Origin of the sequence: Oenococcus sp. (assembly GCF_047725585.1) — a bacterium.
Classification (GTDB): Bacteria; Bacillota; Bacilli; order Lactobacillales; family Lactobacillaceae; genus Oenococcus; species Oenococcus kitaharae_A.
In genome coordinates this window covers 37,534-55,273 of the sequence record NZ_JBDNNF010000005.1, presented here as the reverse complement: position 1 = coordinate 55,273, position 17,740 = coordinate 37,534, and the positions used below count along the sequence as shown (strand labels likewise).

Annotated in this window: 18 protein-coding genes; 2 read left to right on the top strand and 16 right to left on the bottom strand. The window is 44.0% G+C overall.

Annotation, left to right across the window (positions count from 1 at the left end; all coding sequences use genetic code 11):
• Positions 1-4: 4 nt before the first annotated feature.
• From ABF487_RS07115 to ABF487_RS07070, 10 genes are read right to left on the bottom strand one after another with little or no spacing between them, the layout of a single operon-like run.
• Positions 5-1,066 (bottom strand): zinc-binding alcohol dehydrogenase family protein, encoded by a 1,062-nt coding sequence (locus ABF487_RS07115; RefSeq protein ID WP_415624828.1) that lies wholly within the window; start codon positions 1,064-1,066, stop codon positions 5-7.
• On the bottom strand, positions 1,059-1,757 hold the full coding sequence (locus ABF487_RS07110; protein WP_415624829.1) for a hypothetical protein: 699 nt from the start codon (positions 1,755-1,757) through the stop codon (positions 1,059-1,061). Before ABF487_RS07110 ends, ABF487_RS07115 begins: the two co-directional genes overlap by 8 nt.
• Entirely contained in the window at positions 1,754-3,604 is a 1,851-nt protein-coding gene (gene lepA, locus ABF487_RS07105; protein WP_415634918.1) for a translation elongation factor 4, read from the bottom strand. The genes ABF487_RS07110 and lepA overlap by 4 nt, the downstream gene beginning before the upstream one ends.
• A gap of 54 nt (positions 3,605-3,658) precedes the next feature.
• Positions 3,659-4,642: a choloylglycine hydrolase family protein gene (locus ABF487_RS07100; RefSeq protein WP_415634917.1), complete on the bottom strand. Its 984-nt coding sequence runs from the start codon at positions 4,640-4,642 to the stop codon at positions 3,659-3,661.
• A 57-nt stretch (positions 4,643-4,699) separates the two neighbouring features.
• Positions 4,700-5,779: a tRNA preQ1(34) S-adenosylmethionine ribosyltransferase-isomerase QueA gene (gene queA / locus ABF487_RS07095; protein WP_415634916.1), complete on the bottom strand. Its 1,080-nt coding sequence runs from the start codon at positions 5,777-5,779 to the stop codon at positions 4,700-4,702.
• The gene (locus ABF487_RS07090; RefSeq protein WP_415634915.1) at positions 5,772-6,389 is read right to left on the bottom strand and encodes a pyroglutamyl-peptidase I; all 618 of its coding nucleotides are present in this window, start codon (positions 6,387-6,389) and stop codon (positions 5,772-5,774) included. Before ABF487_RS07090 ends, queA begins: the two co-directional genes overlap by 8 nt.
• 17 nt (positions 6,390-6,406) lie before the next feature.
• Entirely contained in the window at positions 6,407-7,426 is a 1,020-nt protein-coding gene (gene ruvB, locus ABF487_RS07085) for a Holliday junction branch migration DNA helicase RuvB (RefSeq protein WP_263779989.1), read from the bottom strand.
• On the bottom strand, positions 7,423-8,007 hold the full coding sequence (gene ruvA, locus ABF487_RS07080) for a Holliday junction branch migration protein RuvA (protein ID WP_007745833.1): 585 nt from the start codon (positions 8,005-8,007) through the stop codon (positions 7,423-7,425). The genes ruvB and ruvA overlap by 4 nt, the downstream gene beginning before the upstream one ends.
• A 50-nt stretch (positions 8,008-8,057) precedes the next feature.
• Positions 8,058-8,969, bottom strand: a complete 912-nt coding sequence (locus tag ABF487_RS07075) for a proline iminopeptidase-family hydrolase (RefSeq protein ID WP_415624834.1) — start codon at positions 8,967-8,969, stop codon at positions 8,058-8,060.
• Positions 8,969-9,934 (bottom strand): phosphoglycerate dehydrogenase, encoded by a 966-nt coding sequence (locus ABF487_RS07070; protein WP_415624835.1) that lies wholly within the window; start codon positions 9,932-9,934, stop codon positions 8,969-8,971. The genes ABF487_RS07075 and ABF487_RS07070 overlap by 1 nt, the downstream gene beginning before the upstream one ends.
• A gap of 40 nt (positions 9,935-9,974) precedes the next feature.
• On the opposite strand from ABF487_RS07070, the gene ABF487_RS07065 reads away from it, so the two are divergent.
• Entirely contained in the window at positions 9,975-11,084 is a 1,110-nt protein-coding gene (locus tag ABF487_RS07065; RefSeq protein ID WP_415634914.1) for an aminopeptidase P family protein, read from the top strand.
• Between the two features lie 109 nt (positions 11,085-11,193).
• Positions 11,194-12,159 (top strand): LacI family DNA-binding transcriptional regulator, encoded by a 966-nt coding sequence (locus ABF487_RS07060; RefSeq protein WP_415634913.1) that lies wholly within the window; start codon positions 11,194-11,196, stop codon positions 12,157-12,159.
• A gap of 53 nt (positions 12,160-12,212) precedes the next feature.
• Here the strand turns inward: ABF487_RS07060 and ABF487_RS07055 are convergent, their stop codons facing one another.
• The 6 genes from ABF487_RS07055 to ABF487_RS07030 form a co-directional block, all read right to left on the bottom strand.
• Complete coding sequence (locus ABF487_RS07055) at positions 12,213-14,348, bottom strand: AAA family ATPase (protein ID WP_415634912.1); 2,136 nt, start codon at positions 14,346-14,348, stop codon at positions 12,213-12,215.
• 15 nt (positions 14,349-14,363) lie between these two features.
• Complete coding sequence (locus ABF487_RS07050; protein ID WP_263779984.1) at positions 14,364-14,588, bottom strand: transcriptional regulator; 225 nt, start codon at positions 14,586-14,588, stop codon at positions 14,364-14,366.
• A 125-nt stretch (positions 14,589-14,713) separates the two neighbouring features.
• Positions 14,714-15,316 (bottom strand): ATP-dependent Clp protease proteolytic subunit, encoded by a 603-nt coding sequence (locus ABF487_RS07045; RefSeq protein ID WP_007745822.1) that lies wholly within the window; start codon positions 15,314-15,316, stop codon positions 14,714-14,716.
• 53 nt (positions 15,317-15,369) lie between these two features.
• The gene (gene whiA, locus ABF487_RS07040) at positions 15,370-16,317 is read right to left on the bottom strand and encodes a DNA-binding protein WhiA (RefSeq protein ID WP_415632725.1); all 948 of its coding nucleotides are present in this window, start codon (positions 16,315-16,317) and stop codon (positions 15,370-15,372) included.
• Complete coding sequence (locus tag ABF487_RS07035) at positions 16,317-17,297, bottom strand: gluconeogenesis factor YvcK family protein (protein WP_415634911.1); 981 nt, start codon at positions 17,295-17,297, stop codon at positions 16,317-16,319. The genes whiA and ABF487_RS07035 overlap by 1 nt, the downstream gene beginning before the upstream one ends.
• Positions 17,294-17,725 (bottom strand): hypothetical protein, encoded by a 432-nt coding sequence (locus ABF487_RS07030; protein WP_415634910.1) that lies wholly within the window; start codon positions 17,723-17,725, stop codon positions 17,294-17,296. The genes ABF487_RS07035 and ABF487_RS07030 overlap by 4 nt, the downstream gene beginning before the upstream one ends.
• Positions 17,726-17,740 lie beyond the last annotated feature (15 nt).

The following is a 17,740-nucleotide window of genomic DNA, read 5'->3' as shown; positions in this document are numbered from 1 at the left end:
ATAATTATTGGAAAGGTGCCGTTAAGACAATCTTTCCTTGTGTTTTTCCTGAATCCAACAGTGCATAGGCTTGAATCAAGTTGCCAGCACTCAAATGATCAAAAGTCTGATTCAAAGTTGATTTTAAAACACCAGCATCTAACAGCAGCGCTACTTCGTCCAGAGCTTGCCCCTGGCTTAAGAGGTCATGATTGAAATCCGACTTTGCAAACATATATTCCCAACTAAATTGGGCAGCAATATTCTTCAAAGGCCCCATATTCAGCGGTGTCTCCGTACCGACAATGGAAACCAGCCTGCCGTAAGGCTTGATGTGTCCGATTGCTGTCTGCCAATATGGCGCCGGGTTATACAGGAAAACAATGTAATCAAACTTTTGATCAGCTAAATTCTCGTTTAAATCATGATAATCGTAAATTCGGTCAAGCGGGTATTGTTTGAGCCAATTTATTGAAGCTTCTGAATGGGCGGTGACAGACACTTCAATGCCTAAATAGGCTGCCATCTGTACCAAAATCGAGCCTACGCCGCCAGCACCGTTAATCACCAGCATTTTGCTGCCTTGTGCCGACTTGCTTTGAAAATCCAGCCCCAAATGATCAACTAAAATTTCATAAGCAGTCAGACTGGTTAACGGCATAGCAGCTGATTGCGCTGCGGTCAGTTTTTGTGCTGGATGGCCTGCCAGACGTTCATCAACAGACTGATATTGTTCATTGCTGCCGTTTCTGGCCGTTGTTCCTGCATAGTAAGCCAGATCGCCAACATGAAAGCGTGTGACGCTTTTACCGACTTGAAGGACTTTTCCAAAAGCATCGTAACCAAGAACGGCAACTTTTTTTGGATTTGTGACAGTACGTAATTTGCCATCCACAGGATTCACAGAAACTGCTTGCACCTGGACAAAAATATCATGCTCGCCAATAGCAGGCAGGCCGATTTCCTTTTTGAAAATAGCACCTTCTTGTGGAATAGGCAATTTAGGATTAAAAGAATAGGCAGTTTGTTTTTCCGAAAGAAGATTCTTAGCAGCCTGCCGAACTTGATTTGAAATATGATTATTCATCAGACACCCCACTTGATTGAATTAATTGCAGCGTTTTGCGGTCAATCACAAAGCGCTTTTTTCTCGGATCAAAGACCATTGTAAAACTTGATCGGACAATTGGGGCCTTCCCATTATAAGTGGCAATATAATGCCGCCAGTTGTTTGAGATCAGAATATATTGAAGCAGTGCAATTTGCGATTGGCTTAAATTAGACAAACGCGGGCTTCGCTGTGCTTTTGTCAAATCGTTTTCAGAGAGACTAATCAAATGATCTAAAATCCGGCCCAGATCGATTTTCTGGACCTGATAATCAACACGTGCTGTATGTGTATTGTTTAGTAGTATACGGCCGAGACTGACTGGCCTTTTAGAAAATTGCAGACGATACATTTTACCAGCAATATCATGCAGTACCGCTTGCCTCTGGTAGTGAATTTTTTTATAGGTTAAAGATGGGCTTAAAACAAGATTGCGTCCCAAATTAATCTGAATACTATGAATATAGTCAGACTTGTTGACTGGACGACCGGAATAAATGTAGGCCGAATCTAAGCGATTCGTTAAAGCCCTGCGGTAAATAATAGCCGCATCGCGCCTGGCTAATTGACTGTTTGGCTGATTGTAAAGATAGAAAAAAAGTGAAAAAAGGACGACCAAAAAAATCATCCCCGAAGCAAACATGATTAATTTTTTAACATGGCCAATCACGAAAGCCCCTTATTATATTGCTCATCATCTTCGTTTTTCAGAATAGACATGAACGCTGTCTGCGGAATATCGACTTTACCAACTGACTTCATACGCGCTTTGCCTCGACGCTGCTTGTCCAATAATTTAGCACGTCTATCAGGATCTCCTGTATGAATTCTGGCCGTCACATCTTTTCGGTAAGCCTTAATATTGGTCCGCGCGATGATTTTTGATCCAATAGCTGCCTGGATCGGAATCTCAAAATTCTGGCGCGGAATCGTCTCTTTTAGTTTGCTTGTCACCACGCGAGCACGATTCTCGGCAAAATCTTTGTATGCAATAAAGCTAAGAGCATCAATTTTATCGCCATTTAAGAGGATGTCAATCCGTTTTAAATCGGTGGCCACAAAGCCATCCAAACTATAATCCAAGCTGGCATAGCCCTTGGTCGATGATTTCAGTTTGTCAAAGAAATCGAAAATAATTTCCGACAAGGGTATTTTATATTCAACATTGACACGGGATTTGTCCAGATAATTCATCGTGATAAAAATACCGCGTTTGGCCTGAGCTAATTCCATGACCGGCCCGACAAATTCCTCGGGTACCATGATTGTCGCATGAACAAAGGGCTCGCGAATTTCTTTAATTTGGCTGGCATCCGGTAATTCAGATGGATTGGAAACATCGACTTCGCTGCCGTCACTTTTAAGCACATGGTAAGTGACTGTCGGCGCTGTAATGACAATTTCCAAATCAAATTCGCGTTCCAGACGTTCTTGGACAACATCCATGTGCAGCAGACCTAGAAAACCAACACGAAAACCAAAGCCTAAAGCTGTTGAAGTTTCCGGTTCATATTCCAAGCTGGCATCATTTAAGCTTAATTTGTCCAGTGCATCGCGCAAATCGTTATAACGAGCGTTGTCACTGGGATAAATACCAGCATAAACCATGGATGTCATCGGCCGGTACCCTTTTAGAGGATGCGCTGCCAGGCGATCTGCCAAGGTAACCGTATCACCAGAACGAGCGCTGTGAATATCTTTAATCGCTGCTGTCAAATAGCCGACATCCCCGGCGATCAATTCCTCTAAAGGACGTGCATCAGGCGAGAAAACCCCCAACTCAGTCACTTCATAATCCGTCTGTGAATTCATCAAACGAATCTTATCACCGACATGTACCTGCCCTTCTTTAACGCGAATAGACAAAACAACACCGCGGTAAGGGTCATATTTTGAATCAAACACTAGAGCCTGCAGCGGCGCTGTTAAATCTCCGCTAGGCGCCGGGATTATATGGACAATCTGTTCTAATAAACGGTCTATGCCTAAGCCGCTTTTAGCTGAGACATCGACAGCTTCGCTCGTATCAATACCGATATCATCCTCAATTTCTGCTTTGGTACCGGCCGGATCCGCTGAAGGCAGATCAATCTTATTGATAACCGGCAGAATTTCCAGATTATTATCTAAAGCCAAATAAACATTGGCTAAAGTCTGTGCCTGCACGCCCTGGCTTGCGTCCACAACCAATAAAGCACCATCAGCAGCCGCTAGTGCCCGGGAAACTTCATAGGAAAAATCGACATGCCCAGGCGTATCAATCAGATGAAAGATGTAGCGTTGGCCATCTTTGGCATCATAATGTACCTCAACAGCATTCATTTTGATCGTGATGCCGCGCTCGCGTTCCAAGGGCATATCATCAAGAATCTGAGCCTTCATTTGCCGCTCAGCGACCGTATGCGTCATTTCCAAAATGCGGTCAGCAATCGTGGATTTGCCATGATCAATATGGGCAACGATACTAAAGTTTCGAATATGTTTTTGACGATCTAATTGTTTTTCAAGAGAACTCATTATCTTAATCTTATCAATCCATTCGGGAAAACAAAAACTCGCATCCGTCGCAAGCTAATCCAATGATTGTACATGAAAATCACGAATTTGTTTTTCAAAAGATATAGCCTTTGTCTGAGCTGCCAAATGATTATCCAAAACGATTTTGTAAATTTGCTGACTATCGTAGCTTTCATAATAAAGTGTTTTTGATTCAAGTGCGACTGCCGAACGGTAAACTGTGTAAGTCTGCGAACGAGCTGGCATTTTCGGCACAGTCACAGCATTTAAAATATGCCAGGCAGCGACTAATTGATGCTGTTCATCTTCAGCTGCCGTCATGCGTTCTTTTAAATAAGCTGCGCGAATGAATCTGGTACTGGGTGTATAACCGCCGGGAAACTGCTTTTTTCCGGAAAAATCACCAGTCGATACGTGCTGCGAATTATATGGCAGCCGACCAGCTGCATATTCCGGAAGCAGTGTCATGTAATCAGCTAGTTTAGCAGCCTCTTTTTGAAAATCACCGGCATTCGTCACAACACCTAGCGGGTTTTCAATCACGCGCATCGGCATGCTTAAGGGCTCGATAATCACAAAACGGCCAGTCGGGTCAGCCGCGGCAAAATGAAGATCAGCCTCTCCATACTCACGGACAGCTTCTTGATCATTCATAATTTCCAATGTCGGCAAAGCTGCCAGCAGGGAGGCAACCGAATCAAACTGCGTCATGGCCCACAAAGGGAACTCGAAAGGTGCAATTTGTGTACGGTCAGCTTTACGGCTCTGAGCAAAATGATCTTTACCGGCTGAAAAAGTGAGTTTCTGAACCGATAACCCGTGCTCATTGACGCCATCAGAAATATCGGCACGGTCGGCAACTGCATGACCGCTGCCAATTAAGGCATAACGGGAATTGTAAATTTTCCCGTCAAAAGCAGAACGCCACTGGTAACCGCGCGGTAAAAATGTTGGAAAAGCATATAGGCCTTCCCAATCCATCGTCCGAGAAAACAAATGCTGGCCGTTTTCAGCTGTTTGGAAAATCGATGTGCACATGCTCCTATTTTAGAATCGCAGCGAATAAAAAACAGCTTTTCGGCTGTTTAGCAGGATTTATCTGTGAATGAACATCGCATCGCCAAATGAGAAGAAACGATATTTTTCTTTAATCGCGTGGGCATAGGCGTTCAAAATGTTTTCCCGACCTGTAAAGGCAGCGACCAGCATGACTAAGGTTGATTTAGGCAAGTGGAAATTTGTAATAAAGGCATCAACAGTTGTCCATTTAAAACCAGGTTTGATGAAAATATCGGTCCAGCCAGAATCAGCTTTTAATTCCTGTCCATATTGATCGCCATTAAATTTATGGCCAATAGTCTCCAAAGTCCGGATCGTGGTAGTTCCCGTAGCAACAATTTTTCCGCCTTGCTTGCGGACCTGATTGATTTCATCGGCTGCCTGCTGACTCAACTGATAGAATTCCGAGTGCATCTTGTGATGATCGATATCTTCTTCTTCGACTGGACGAAAAGTTCCTAAGCCAACGTGCAAAGTTAGTTCAATCGTCTTAACACCCTTGGCACGGACTTTATCCAGTAGTTCCGGCGTCCAATGAAGGCCGGCAGTTGGTGCAGCGGCAGAACCTTCGACTTTGGAATAGACTGTCTGATAACGTTCCTGGTCAGCTAGTTTTTCTTTAATGTATGGCGGCAAGGGCATCTCGCCTAATTTATCCAGCAATTCCATGAAAATGCCATCATAATGAAATTCAACATAACGTCCGCCGTGCTCGAGTTCGCCTACAACTTCACCAGTCATGACCGTCTGATTTTCGTCACCAAAATCAATTGTCGAACCGATTGGAAATTTTTTGGCTGGCTTGATCAATGTCTCCCAAACATCACCGTGATCCTGACGCAACAACAAGACCTCCACATGCCCTTTCGTATCAGGACGCCAGCCGTGCAAGCGTGCAGGAATCACACGCGAATTATTCATCACCAAAGCATCACCGGGATTTAAATAATCAAGAATGTCATAAAAATGTTTGTCCTCATAAGCACCACTGTCAGCGTTTAAAACCAGCATGCGGGAGCTGTCACGCTGCTTTAAGGGTGTCTGGGCGATTAATTCTTTGGGCAGATCATAATCAAAATCGCTCAAAGTGTAGTGTGGTGTTTTTTCTTCAGTCATGTTTCTCCTCTTTTAAATCCTGAATCATTTCTGTTAAATAAGCCGTGATTGTCTGTACATCAACTGCTAAGGGCAAACTGGGCTGATCAACGTAACCCATTTCTGGCGTATAAGGCACATGGATAAAGGCGCCAACCGCTTTTGGATACTGATGATGCAATATGTTTAACAAAAAATAGCTTGTCGCATTGCAGACATAAGCACCAGCCGACAAAGACATTGCCACAGGCAGATGCTGCTGCTGCAAACGATCAACTAATTCTTTAACTTCGTAATTTTCAAAATAAGCATCCGGACCGAGCGGGTCTAAGGATCCAATTGGCTGTGCACCGCTATTATCCGGAATCCGAGCATCAACATAATTAATCGCGACTTTTTCCAACGTAATTTCAGAACGTCCGCCTGCCAGGCCCAAACATAAAACCAAGTCCGGCTGGATTTCGTGAATATCCGCTTCCAGCTGATCTTTTGCCTCAGCAAAAACTGTCGGCAGCATTTTTTTAATAATTTGACTGCCAGAAATCTTGTTCGGCAAGGCTGCTGCAGTCTGCCAGGAAGGATTAACTTTATCCGGGCCGAAAGGATTAAACCCTGTAACCAAAATTTTCATCGTTTGGCTCCCTTTAATTATGCCTGCAGCCCTGTTTGATATGGGATATGCAGATGCTCATAAGCGGCTTCAGTAGCTTGCCGACCGCGCGGCGTTCTCTGGATAAAACCAATCTGCAATAAATAAGGCTCAATCATTTCTTCGACAGTCTCGGTGTCTTCGCCGATATTAGAGGCTAAGGCATTCACACCGGCCGGGCCGCCTTTATACTGCTGAATCAAAGTTTTCAAATACTTGAGATCCGTCTCATCAAGACCGCGGCCATCCACTTGTAATTTATTTAAAGCCGAATCAACCGTCTGCTGGTCAATTTCAGATTTGCCGGCCACTTGAGCAAAATCCCGCACGCGTTTTAACAGACGATTCACGATACGCGGCGTACCCCGGGAACGCAAAGCCAGTTCAGCTGCACCAGAAGCCGCAATCGAGGTATTGAAAATTTCAGCCGAGCGCCGGGCAATCAGCTGCAAGTCGCTGACCGGATAAAAACGCATGTGAGCGACAATCCCAAAGCGGTCACGCAAAGGTGCCGACAGCATGCCGGCTCGCGTCGTAGCACCAATCAAAGTAAAAGGCGGCAAAGGGAAATGGATCGCGTGCGCTGTTTCGCCTTGGCCGACCACGATATCGACGTAAAAGTCTTCCATGGCTGAGTAAAGAACTTCTTCGACGCTTTTGGGTAAACGGTGAATTTCATCTATAAATAAAATATCGCCAGCTTCCAACTCATTGAGCAGTGCCACCAGATCACCGGCCTTTTCAATCGCTGGGCCGGAGGTCGTCTTAATATTAGCACCCATTTCATTAGCAATCACGACAGCTAAAGTTGTCTTGCCTAATCCAGGCGGCCCGAAAAGCAGAACATGATCCAATGCTTCCTTGCGCTGTTTAGCCGCTTTTAAATAGACTGACAGCTGATCTTTGATTTCCTTTTGTCCGATATATTCGCTCAAATACTGGGGACGCAAAGTCAACTCGGCGTCATTATCATCGGCCAATGCTTGTGCATCTAAAATTTTTTTATCATCTTCATTCATTTAGTTAATAGTTTAAGCCCTTTTTGAATATAAGCGTCCGTTGTTAAGTCAGGCAAAGCTGCCAAACTTTTGTTAATCCGATGCACGTCTTTTTCGGAAAATCCTAAAGCGACTAAAGCAGCTAAAGCATCTTCTAGTGCTTGAGACATGGTCGTGGCAACAGCTAAATCTGTTTGGTCACTCAGCAAAGCGCCTAATTTACCCTTCAAATCCAGCACAATTTGCTGGGCCGTCTTTTTGCCAATCCCAGGGAACTTAGTCAGATAGTCTGGTTTTCCTTGTTCAACAGCTGCGATCAGGCCATTGCGATCACCACCAGCAATAATCGCCAAAGCTGATTTTGGCCCGATACCCGAGACATTTAATAATTTTTGAAACAAATTGCGGTCATCAGCTGTCGCAAAACCATAAAGACTGATCTCGTTTTCTCGAACAATTTGTTCAGTAAAAATCGTCGTTTGGCTCTCTTGCTTGTAGCCGTATGGATTAGGCGTAAAAATTTTAAAGCCGACACCATTAACGTCCAGCCCAATATAATTGGCGCCATGTGTTTTGATCTGGCCGATCAGAAAATCATACATATGAAAATTATAGCGGTAATAAAAAAGACCCGCAGGCGGATCCAGAAAAATTACTGTGCAGCTTCAAGACGTTTAAGAAAGGCTGCTAAATTATTATAAAAAGCAACAGGGTGATCGACCGCGTGATGATGGCCGCCATCTTTATTGACAAACAATTCGGCGCCAGGAATCTCTTTAGCCGTGGCTTCCATTGACCAGACCGGCATCGTATCTTTTTCGCCCGTGGTTAGCAGCATTGGGCGTGTGATTTCATGCAGGTGGGGACGAATATTCCAATCTTTTAAAATACCAGTGACGACAAATTCATTGTTGCCTTGGAAATGGTTGTAAACGTCTGTCGCCAGCAAATCCGGCCCAGCATCAGGATCGTAACTATCGGTTCTCTCAATATTCTCATGGTAGAGTTTATTGACATCTTTGTGATAGCGCGGATCCGTGAAATCGTTTTTCGCTTCAATCGATTTCATATAATCAACTTCATCTTGGCCCAATAGATCCAAACGTTCCTGATTAATCGAAGTCACATAATCTTTAATATTATCGGTCATTGAGTAGACGATCGATCCCTTTAAATGTTCCGGATGGGCCAGCGTATATTCATAGGTGAGCACGCCGCCCCAGGAATGGCCCAGCAGATAAAAGTGATCCAGGCCCATCAAAGAGCGCACTTCTTCTAATTCATCCAGATAATACTCGTAATTCAAATATTTATCAACGTTTTCCTGCTTGCTCCAATCAGGCGATTCAGACCAAAAAGAACCCAGCTGATCATAGGTGAAGACTTGAACATCCATACCAACGTATTTTTGGAAATTTTCGGCCCATGGCCAAAATTCTTTTGAAGTGCCGCCGGGGCCACCATGTAAAGCTAAGAGTTTGATCGGCGCATCGGGATTGCCAAAAGATGCAGACCAGATATCATAACCGTTTTTTAAATGGAGAATTTTTGTTTCGTGTTTCATTAATAGCCCTCTTTCAAATTAACTTGATTAATGGCTAGTTTTCCAGTCTTCAAATAACTTGTCAAATTTTTACCAAAAATTTTGTAGGCATCCCGGCGATAGTGTTCCAGCAAAGCCGATGAATGCGGCGTCACAATCACATTTTCGCGATCCCAAAGAGGCGAATCCGATTCAAGCGGTTCCTTTTCAAACACATCCAAAGCTGCTCCGGAAATTAAGCCAGCATCTAAAGCTTTGACCAAATCAGCTTGTACGACACTGGGGCCGCGGCCAACATTAATGAACACCGGTGCCGCCGTTAACGTTTTAAAGAAGTCCGCGTTAAAATATCCCCGCGTCTGATCGGTCAAGGGCATGTCGTTGATGACATAATCTGCATCTCTAACCGCATCTAGCTGGCCATGCGTAATAACCTGATCAAAATCCGCCAAAGGCTGGCCGTGACGATTAACACCGATAACCTTCACATCAAAAGGCTTCAGCAGTTTGGCCACAGCCGAACCAATTGCACCAGTTCCAAAAATAGCTATTTTTTTCTGCTGCAATTGTCTAATTCCCGATAGATTCAAATCCCAAACATGTTTGGCCTGATTAGAAAGGGCCTGCTTGATGCCGCGATTCAGTATCAAGATATAAGCCAAGACATTTTCAGAAATTGCTTCAGAATGCAGGCCGCTCATATTAGAAACAATCACACCGCGTTTTGCCAACTCAGTTAAAGGCAGAAAATCAATACCTGCAGAAATTGTCTGCAGCCATTTCAGTGATTTGCCGTTCGGCACCACTTTTTTAAACCAAGGGCTGAATCCCTGGCCCTTAGCAAACTGTCCATAAACAATATCGATCTGGTCAATCAGGTCATCGCGCATCTCATCAACATTAATAAGTTCCAAATCAGGAAAATCCCGACGAATTTGAGCCGCATTCTCTTCCTTGATTTTTTCCAATAGCAATAATTTTGTCATACTTACATTCTACAAAAGTTGTTTGCACTATACTCGAATTATGACAAAATTCAATGAAACACGGCTGAACAAATTGCGCCAATCCATCGTTGACAACAAGCTTGATTTCGCCTATATTTCCGACTTTAAAACAATTCAATATCTGACGACTTTCGGCTCCAATCCCTATGAAAGAATTTTGGCCATGATTGTGTTTGCCGACCATGGCCCCTTCATTTTTGCACCAGCTTTGGAGATTGAAGTCGTTAAATCCAGCGGATGGCCATATGATTTATATGGTTATCAAGATAATGAAGACGGTTTGCAAATGATTTACGACCATATCAAAGAACGTGTTGCTAATCCCAAAAGAATTGCCACAGAGCAAGGGAATCTTACCTTAGCACGCTTCAACCGCCTGCATGACAATTTCCCAGAGGCTGATTACAGTTTTGACCTGACACCTATCGTCGAACATCAGCGCCTGATCAAGGATGCTGACGAAATTGCCAAACTGGATCAAGCAGGGAAAGACGCTGATCTAGCGTTTGCAGCTGGTTTTAAAGCCTTAAAAGCCGGCAAGACGGAACTGCAGATTGCTGCCGAACTGGAATTTGCAACAAAGAACCGCAACGTGACAGAAATGTCCTTTGGCACCTTGGTTCAAACAGCTGAACACGCCGCCGATCCGCATGGCGAGACTTCCGACCTGCCATTAAAGGATAATGCGTTAGTTCTGTTTGATCTAGGAACAGTCTATAAAGGGTATATTTCTGATGCCAGCCGGACTGTCGCTTTAGGCCAGCCAACTGACCACATGCGCGAAGTTCATGAAGTTGTCTTGCAAGCTCAACTAGCCGCACAGGCAGCCGTTAAACCTGGCGTGACCGCTGCTTCAATTGATAAAATCGCGCGCGACATCATCACTAAAGCTGGTTTCGGCCAATACTTTATCCATCGCCTCGGTCATGGCATGGGCATGTCCGAACATGAATATCCATCAATCATGGCCGGAAATGATTTGATCTTGGAACCAGGTATGTGTTTTAGCATTGAACCAGGTGTCTACATTCCAGGGGATTTGGGTGTCCGCATTGAAGATTGTATTCACGTGACAGCCGACGGATGCCTGCCCTTTACCCACATGGATAAAAAACTGCAGTTGTTCTAATCCGGCACACAGGCTTCACAGCCTGTTTTTTTTACTCAAAAAAAGGTAAACGCTGTCAAACGTTAACAAGGATTGCAAAAATTGTTAAAATATAACAAGAGGAGATTTTATGGTTGCCAAGTTGCAGGATGTTGCTAAGAAGGCTGGCGTGACGATCACGACAGTATCTCGTGTGTTAAATGATTTTCCGCATGTTTCCAAAAAGACCCACGATAAAGTCTATGCAGCTATTCGTGAATTAAATTATCATCCTAACGCTTTGGCTCGTTCACTGCAGGGGAAGTCTTCCAAATTTATCGGTTTGATTTTTCCGAAAATTGCCAATCCCTTTTTCTCTGAGCTATTAAATGAACTAGAGACCAAGCTTTCGTCCAAGGGCTATAAGATTATCATCGCCAGTTCGGCCAATAATATCGAAGCCGAACGCCGTTATTTGGGAATGCTGGCTGCTAATATGGTCGAAGGTATTATCACCAGTTCGCACAATTTGGGCATTGAGGAATATGATGAAGTTAATATGCCGATTGTTTCCTTTGACCGCTTTCTCTCTAACAAAATTCCGATTGTCTCTTCAGATAATTTACAAGGCGGCAGACTTGCAGCAGACTATCTCATTAAGCAAGGTGCCAAACATATTGTCATTATTGCCGATAATGATAATTCGCAGTCGCCAACCTCTCTACGCGCTGCTGGTGCCTTAAAAGTCCTGCAGGATCATGATGTTCAAAGCGAAACTATCCCGATGTCAGATAAACTTTACAGTGAAGATGAAAAAGTCAAAACTTTAACAAAAATATTAGCTGAACAAAAATTTGACGGCTTTTTTGCAAATAACGACACAACTGCCCTCCTGATCAAAAAAATACTTAAAGAGAACCATTTACCAGACCTGCCTGTGGTGGGATATGACGGTACAACTTTCATTCGCCGTTATATCACCGGGATTGCCACAATCGTGCAGCCAATTCCGCAAATCGCTGATAATTTGATTGAGCTGCTGTTTAAAAGAATCGCAAAACCAGCTGAGCATTTCGATAATCCAGAAGTTCTGCCTGTGACTTTATTTGCAAATTAAAAAAATACGCTGCTTGTTTTTTCAACAAACAACGTATTTTTATATCCAGATGATTACTTAGCTGTAATTTTGATGCTGCCATCTACCAGATCAGCTTTCAAATGTTTCACATCCAGGTGATCCAGATAAAAATCAGTGACCTTATCGCGAATCTGCTGCTCAATCACACGGCGCAGCGGACGCGCACCCATCGCTTCATCATAGCCTTGTTCCATCAGATAATTCTTAGCTGCAGATGTCACTTCGAGCGTCAAATCTTTTTTAGCAAGCGTCTGATCAACTTCTGTCAGCATCAAATTAACAATCTGTTTCAAATCCGTCTTGCTCAAATGACTAAATTCGACAATCGCGTTAAAACGATTCAGAAATTCCGGGCGGAAATATGGTGCCAAACGATCCATAATCGCTTCTTTTTTGGTTGCTTCAATCAGCTTCTCATTGCCAAATCCGGCATTAGAAGTTGCGATCACGACCGTATTCTTAAAGTTGACAACATTCCCCTGTCCGTCTGTCAAACGACCATCATCCAATACCTGCAATAATAACGTCAGCACTTGCGGATTGGCTTTCTCAATCTCATCAAGCAGCACAATCGAATAAGGATTACGGCGCACCTTTTCCGTTAAGGTATTCTGGTTGTCATCATAACCAATATAACCAGCCGTTGTACCAACCAATTTAGAAACAGCTGTCGGATCAGAGTATTCAGACATGTCCAAACGAATAATCGCCTCTTTAGAACCAAACATGTCCAAAGCCAGCTGCTTTGCCAGTTCCGTTTTGCCAACGCCAGTCGGGCCGACGAATAGGAAACTGCCGATCGGCCGATTGCCTTCATCAAATCCAGCCCGATTCCGCCGAACAGCGCGTGCCACAGCTTCGACAGCTTCGTCCTGACCGATAACTTTGCCCTTCAAGCGCCCAGCAATGCCTTTTAAACGTTCGATATCACTGGCACCCATTTTGGCAACAGGAATACCAGTCAAACGTTCAACGGACTGGGCAATATCGTTTGCCGCCACAACAACTTCAGTCTGTTTGCTCTGTTCGCTGACCGTTTTTAATTGTTCTTCTATTTTTTCGACCTGTTTCTTAGCCTTGGCAGCCTGCTGATAATCCTCTTTAGCAACAGCCTGTTGTTGATCACTTTGAGCCCGTTTCAAATCATTTTCCAGGCTGACTTTATCACTGACCGGGTGCTGTGCCGATAAGTGTGCAGCTGTCATGTCAACCAAATCAATGGCTTTGTCCGGCAGCGAACGCTGTGGGATATACTGAATTGAATAATCCACAGCTGCCTTTAAGGCTGCATCAGGAAACTTAACGTGATGATGCTGCTCGTAAAGGGAACGGACACCTTTCAAAATTGCCAGCGTATCTTCCGGACTTGGTGCATTGACTGTGACTTCATTAAAACGACGTGCTAAAGCCGCATTTTTCATAATCGTATTGCGATACTCGTCTTGTGTCGTTGCACCGATCACAGAAATTTCACCTCGGCTTAAAGCCGGTTTGAGCATATCGGCCATACCCTTGGATCCGGATTCGTCACCCGTGTTGCCGGCACCGAGAATTTGATGAATCTCATCAAAGAACAAGATCACATTTCCGGCTTGTTTGACTTCTTGAATCATTTTTTGAATATTTTCTTCAAAACTGCCGCGATACTGCGTGCCGGCCTCTAAAGATGAAATATCAATCGAGTAAATCTGCTTGCCCTTGATTGCAGCGGGCACGTGACCAGCCACAATCGCTTGTGCCAATCCTTCGACAACAGCCGTCTTGCCAACACCGGCATCTCCCACAAGAATGGGATTATTTTTTGTCCGTCTGCTCAATATTTCAGCCGTTTCCTGAATTTCTTTATTTCTCCCGATGACGGGATCCAATTTTCCTTGACGCGCTTCTTCAGTCAGGTTCCGGCCTAACTTGGCCAAAATTCCTGTTTTCTTAATCTGCTCAGGCCGCTGTGCAACAACCGTCTGGCCATCTGCCATTTCCTGGAATTGTCCTTCCAGAGGCTGGCCGCCCTTTTGACGATAAGCGGCAAACTCTTCCGGACTCACTTGCTGACCATTGATCAGATAGCGTGATTCAGAATTTAAACCGTTCATCCGCCCCATTAAATTATTGAATATATCATCCATCGAATTAAAGGGGTCATTATCAAAATAATTACGATCTGCCATTATTTTTTCCTCCAATTAATTTTGTAAATAGTGTGTTTCCAACTCTCTTAATACTTCCCACATACTGGACTGAGTTGCCTGTGCTAATGCATCGAGGTCCCTCAGGTTAAGACTGGTAGCCTCTGTTTGCGGTTTATTAAAAGACTTGTGAATTGTGGTATAACCATATCCGCCCGCCTTAGCGACCTGATAAATTGTTAAGTCGTGGTCAACGAGGTAGGCCTTGATATCGATCTCCATAAGAACCTCCTTTCGTTATCTAATATATCACGTATGTGAAACAATGACAAGTGTGAAATACCACAAATGTGAACTAATCTTCTAAATGAGCCACAAAAAAAGAGCTTTTCCAGCTCTCTTCACTCTTACTTTTTCTTATCAGCTTTTTCTTTGTTGATCAAAATCTTATCAATCAGGCCATACTTCAGTGTCTCATCAGAGTCCATCCAATGGTCACGTTCAGTATCCTGCTCGATCTTGGCCAATTTTTGACCAGAATTGTCAGCTAAGATTTGGTTCAAACGCTTACGGGTCTTTAACAGTTGGTCAGCAATAATCGACATATCTGTCTGTTGCGTACCAGCACCGGCACCACCCATCGGCTGATGAATCAAGTATTCTGCATTTGGCAGCATAAAGCGCTTTGTCTTCGTACCAGACGACGCAATGATTGTTGCCATAGAAGCAGCCATCCCCATCACGATTGTCTGGACATCAGAACGAATAAAGTTCATCGTATCGACAATCGCCATACCGGCTGTCACAGATCCACCAGGTGAATTAATATACATATATATATCTTTATTTGGATCTTGTGCATCCAAAAAAAGCAGCTGCGCAACGATACTAGTTGCCATTTGGTCTTCGACTTCGCCCTGAACCAAAATAATTCGGTCCTTGAGAAGCCGGCTCGGCAAATCGTAACTTTCGCGTCCGTTAGCAGTTTGTTCAATAACTCCAGGCCACATATCATGCCTCCTTAAATTTAATAAAGTAAGTATAGTTCATTGGTCAAGAAAGGTCAAACTTTTTCCTGCTCAATTTCCGATGCTAATTGCATCAATTTACGCATACGATGATTGATACCTGATTTAGTTAATTCTTGGCCTGCTACCATGTCAGCCATATCACTGAGACTGGCTTCCGGATTATTCAGCCGTAATAAAGCAACCTCTTTTAATTTGTCCGGCAGCGAATCAAAATAATTTTTTTCGCGTAAAAGCAGCAGCGCGTCATATTGCTTTTGAGCGGCCTCGGCCATGCGGCTGACGTTGGCATTATCAGCATTAGCCAAACGGTTGGCCGAATTGCGCATGTCTGACATAATTCGGGCATCCTCGAACTGCAGCATCGAGGCAGTTGCTTGAATAATCGACAAAAAATCAGAGATACGTTCACCGGTTTTCAGATAAACAATCAGCCTATCGCGACGTTGAGCAATCTTGGCACCTAAGTTGAAAAGAGGGTCATTCATAATTGACAAAATCTGCTCGATTAAATCCTCATCGGCTGAAGCAATTTCCAAGTGATAATTTTTGGAATGCGGCGCATTAACTGATCCAGTAGATAAAAAAGCCGCTCGTAAAAAAGCTTGTTTTTTTGCCTGTGTATCCAGAAAAGTCCGCGGCACCAGACGCGAAGCAGAAAAGGGATCTAGCTTTAAATCGGCCAAAATTGTATCAGCATCCGTCATAATGATCACACCATAACGATGGCGACTGGCCTGTTTGAAAGACCGTCCCTGCTCAATATTGGTCTGGATATCGGCCTGATAGCATTGTGCGAGCAATTGGTAGGTTCGTCTGGCACTCGCCGGATTCTGTGTCTGAATTTCCAGCGTATTGTGCCGGCTGCCGCCAAGATGATAAATCCCGTTTAAGCGCAAAACCGCCGATAGTTCGGATTTGGCAGTATCCAGACTAATCGGCAGAATTGAAAGTTCTTTTTTAACAGCTTGCGTAAAGGTCATCAGACTTTGCCATCAAGGATTTGAAGCAGTTTCTCGGCAATTTTCTGACCGTCATGAAAGGCGCCTTGATCGCGTAATTCCAAAAAATCTCCGGTAATCGGCGTGACACCGAGTTTTTTGTCTTCGACCAGATCCACTTTGACTTGTGTCGAAATCTCATCCCACTTTTGAAAGTCAATATAATCTTCCGGCACAACCGCTGTGTTTGTCAAAACATAATCAATAATCCCATCCGTCACATTGTGGTAGATAGCTTTGATATGGCTGGCATCCGTGTAATGGTCTGTTTCACCTTTTTGCGTCATGATATTGGCAATATAAACCTTTTTTGCCGGACTAGCCTTAACCGCTTTGCCAACAGATGGAATCACAAGGTTAGGCAGAATTGATGTATATAGAGAGCCTGGCCCGAACACAATCATGTCGGCATGGTCAATCGCCAAAAGAACTTCGGATGTTGGTGTCGGCTGTTCGCCATTCTCCGTCGTGATTGATAGATGCTCAATCACTTTGTGAGCAACTGTAATCTCATGTTCGCCGCTGCCCTGTGTGCCATCTGTAAAAGCAGCGTGCAGCACCAAGGGATCTGTGGCCACGGGATAGACCTTACCGGAAATCATCATGAAACGGCCCAACTTTTGAACGGCACCGAAAATATCACCAGACATTTCCGTCATGGCCGCAATAATTAAATTTCCTAGAGCATGATTTTTAAAAAACTCATCAGAAGATTCAAAACGATATTGGAAAATCTTCAAAAAATCATCCGGCAATAATGACAAAGAAACCAGCGCATTGCGAATATCTCCAGGCGGCACAATATTCATAAAGTTTCGTATCACACCTGACGAACCGCCATCGTCAGCCACGGTCACAACGGCAGTCACTTCGACATTGCAATCGCGCAGAGGACGTAAAATAACCGGTAATCCGGAGCCTCCGCCAATCACGACGACATTTCTTTTTTTGCCAGTACTCATGCTTTGGTCTCCTCTTTTAGCCGCGCGATCTCGCGTTTTTGAGATTTTGCTAAATCCCGATGACAAATGGCTGCGTCATATCCTTCAGCAGCTAAATCTTGACCCAATCTTTGGGCAAAAGCAACTGAACGATGTTGGCCACCGGTACAGCCAAAGGCAATCGTTACTTCATCAGCGACATGGCCGCCAGCCGCCTCTTTAGCCTGAGCTAATTTTAAAGCCAGGCCGACCATCTGCTTGAGCTGCTGATAAAAATCCTCAGAGCCGGCAGCTGACATGACAAAATCAAAAACAGCCTGATCCAAACCGCTCAAAGTACGCATACCAGGCTGCCAATATGGGTTTTTTAGGAAACGTAGGTCAAAAACAAAAGATGCTTTTGGCATATTTTCGTATTTATAGCCAAACGAAATAACCTTAATTTTCATGCTAAGTCAAATTAT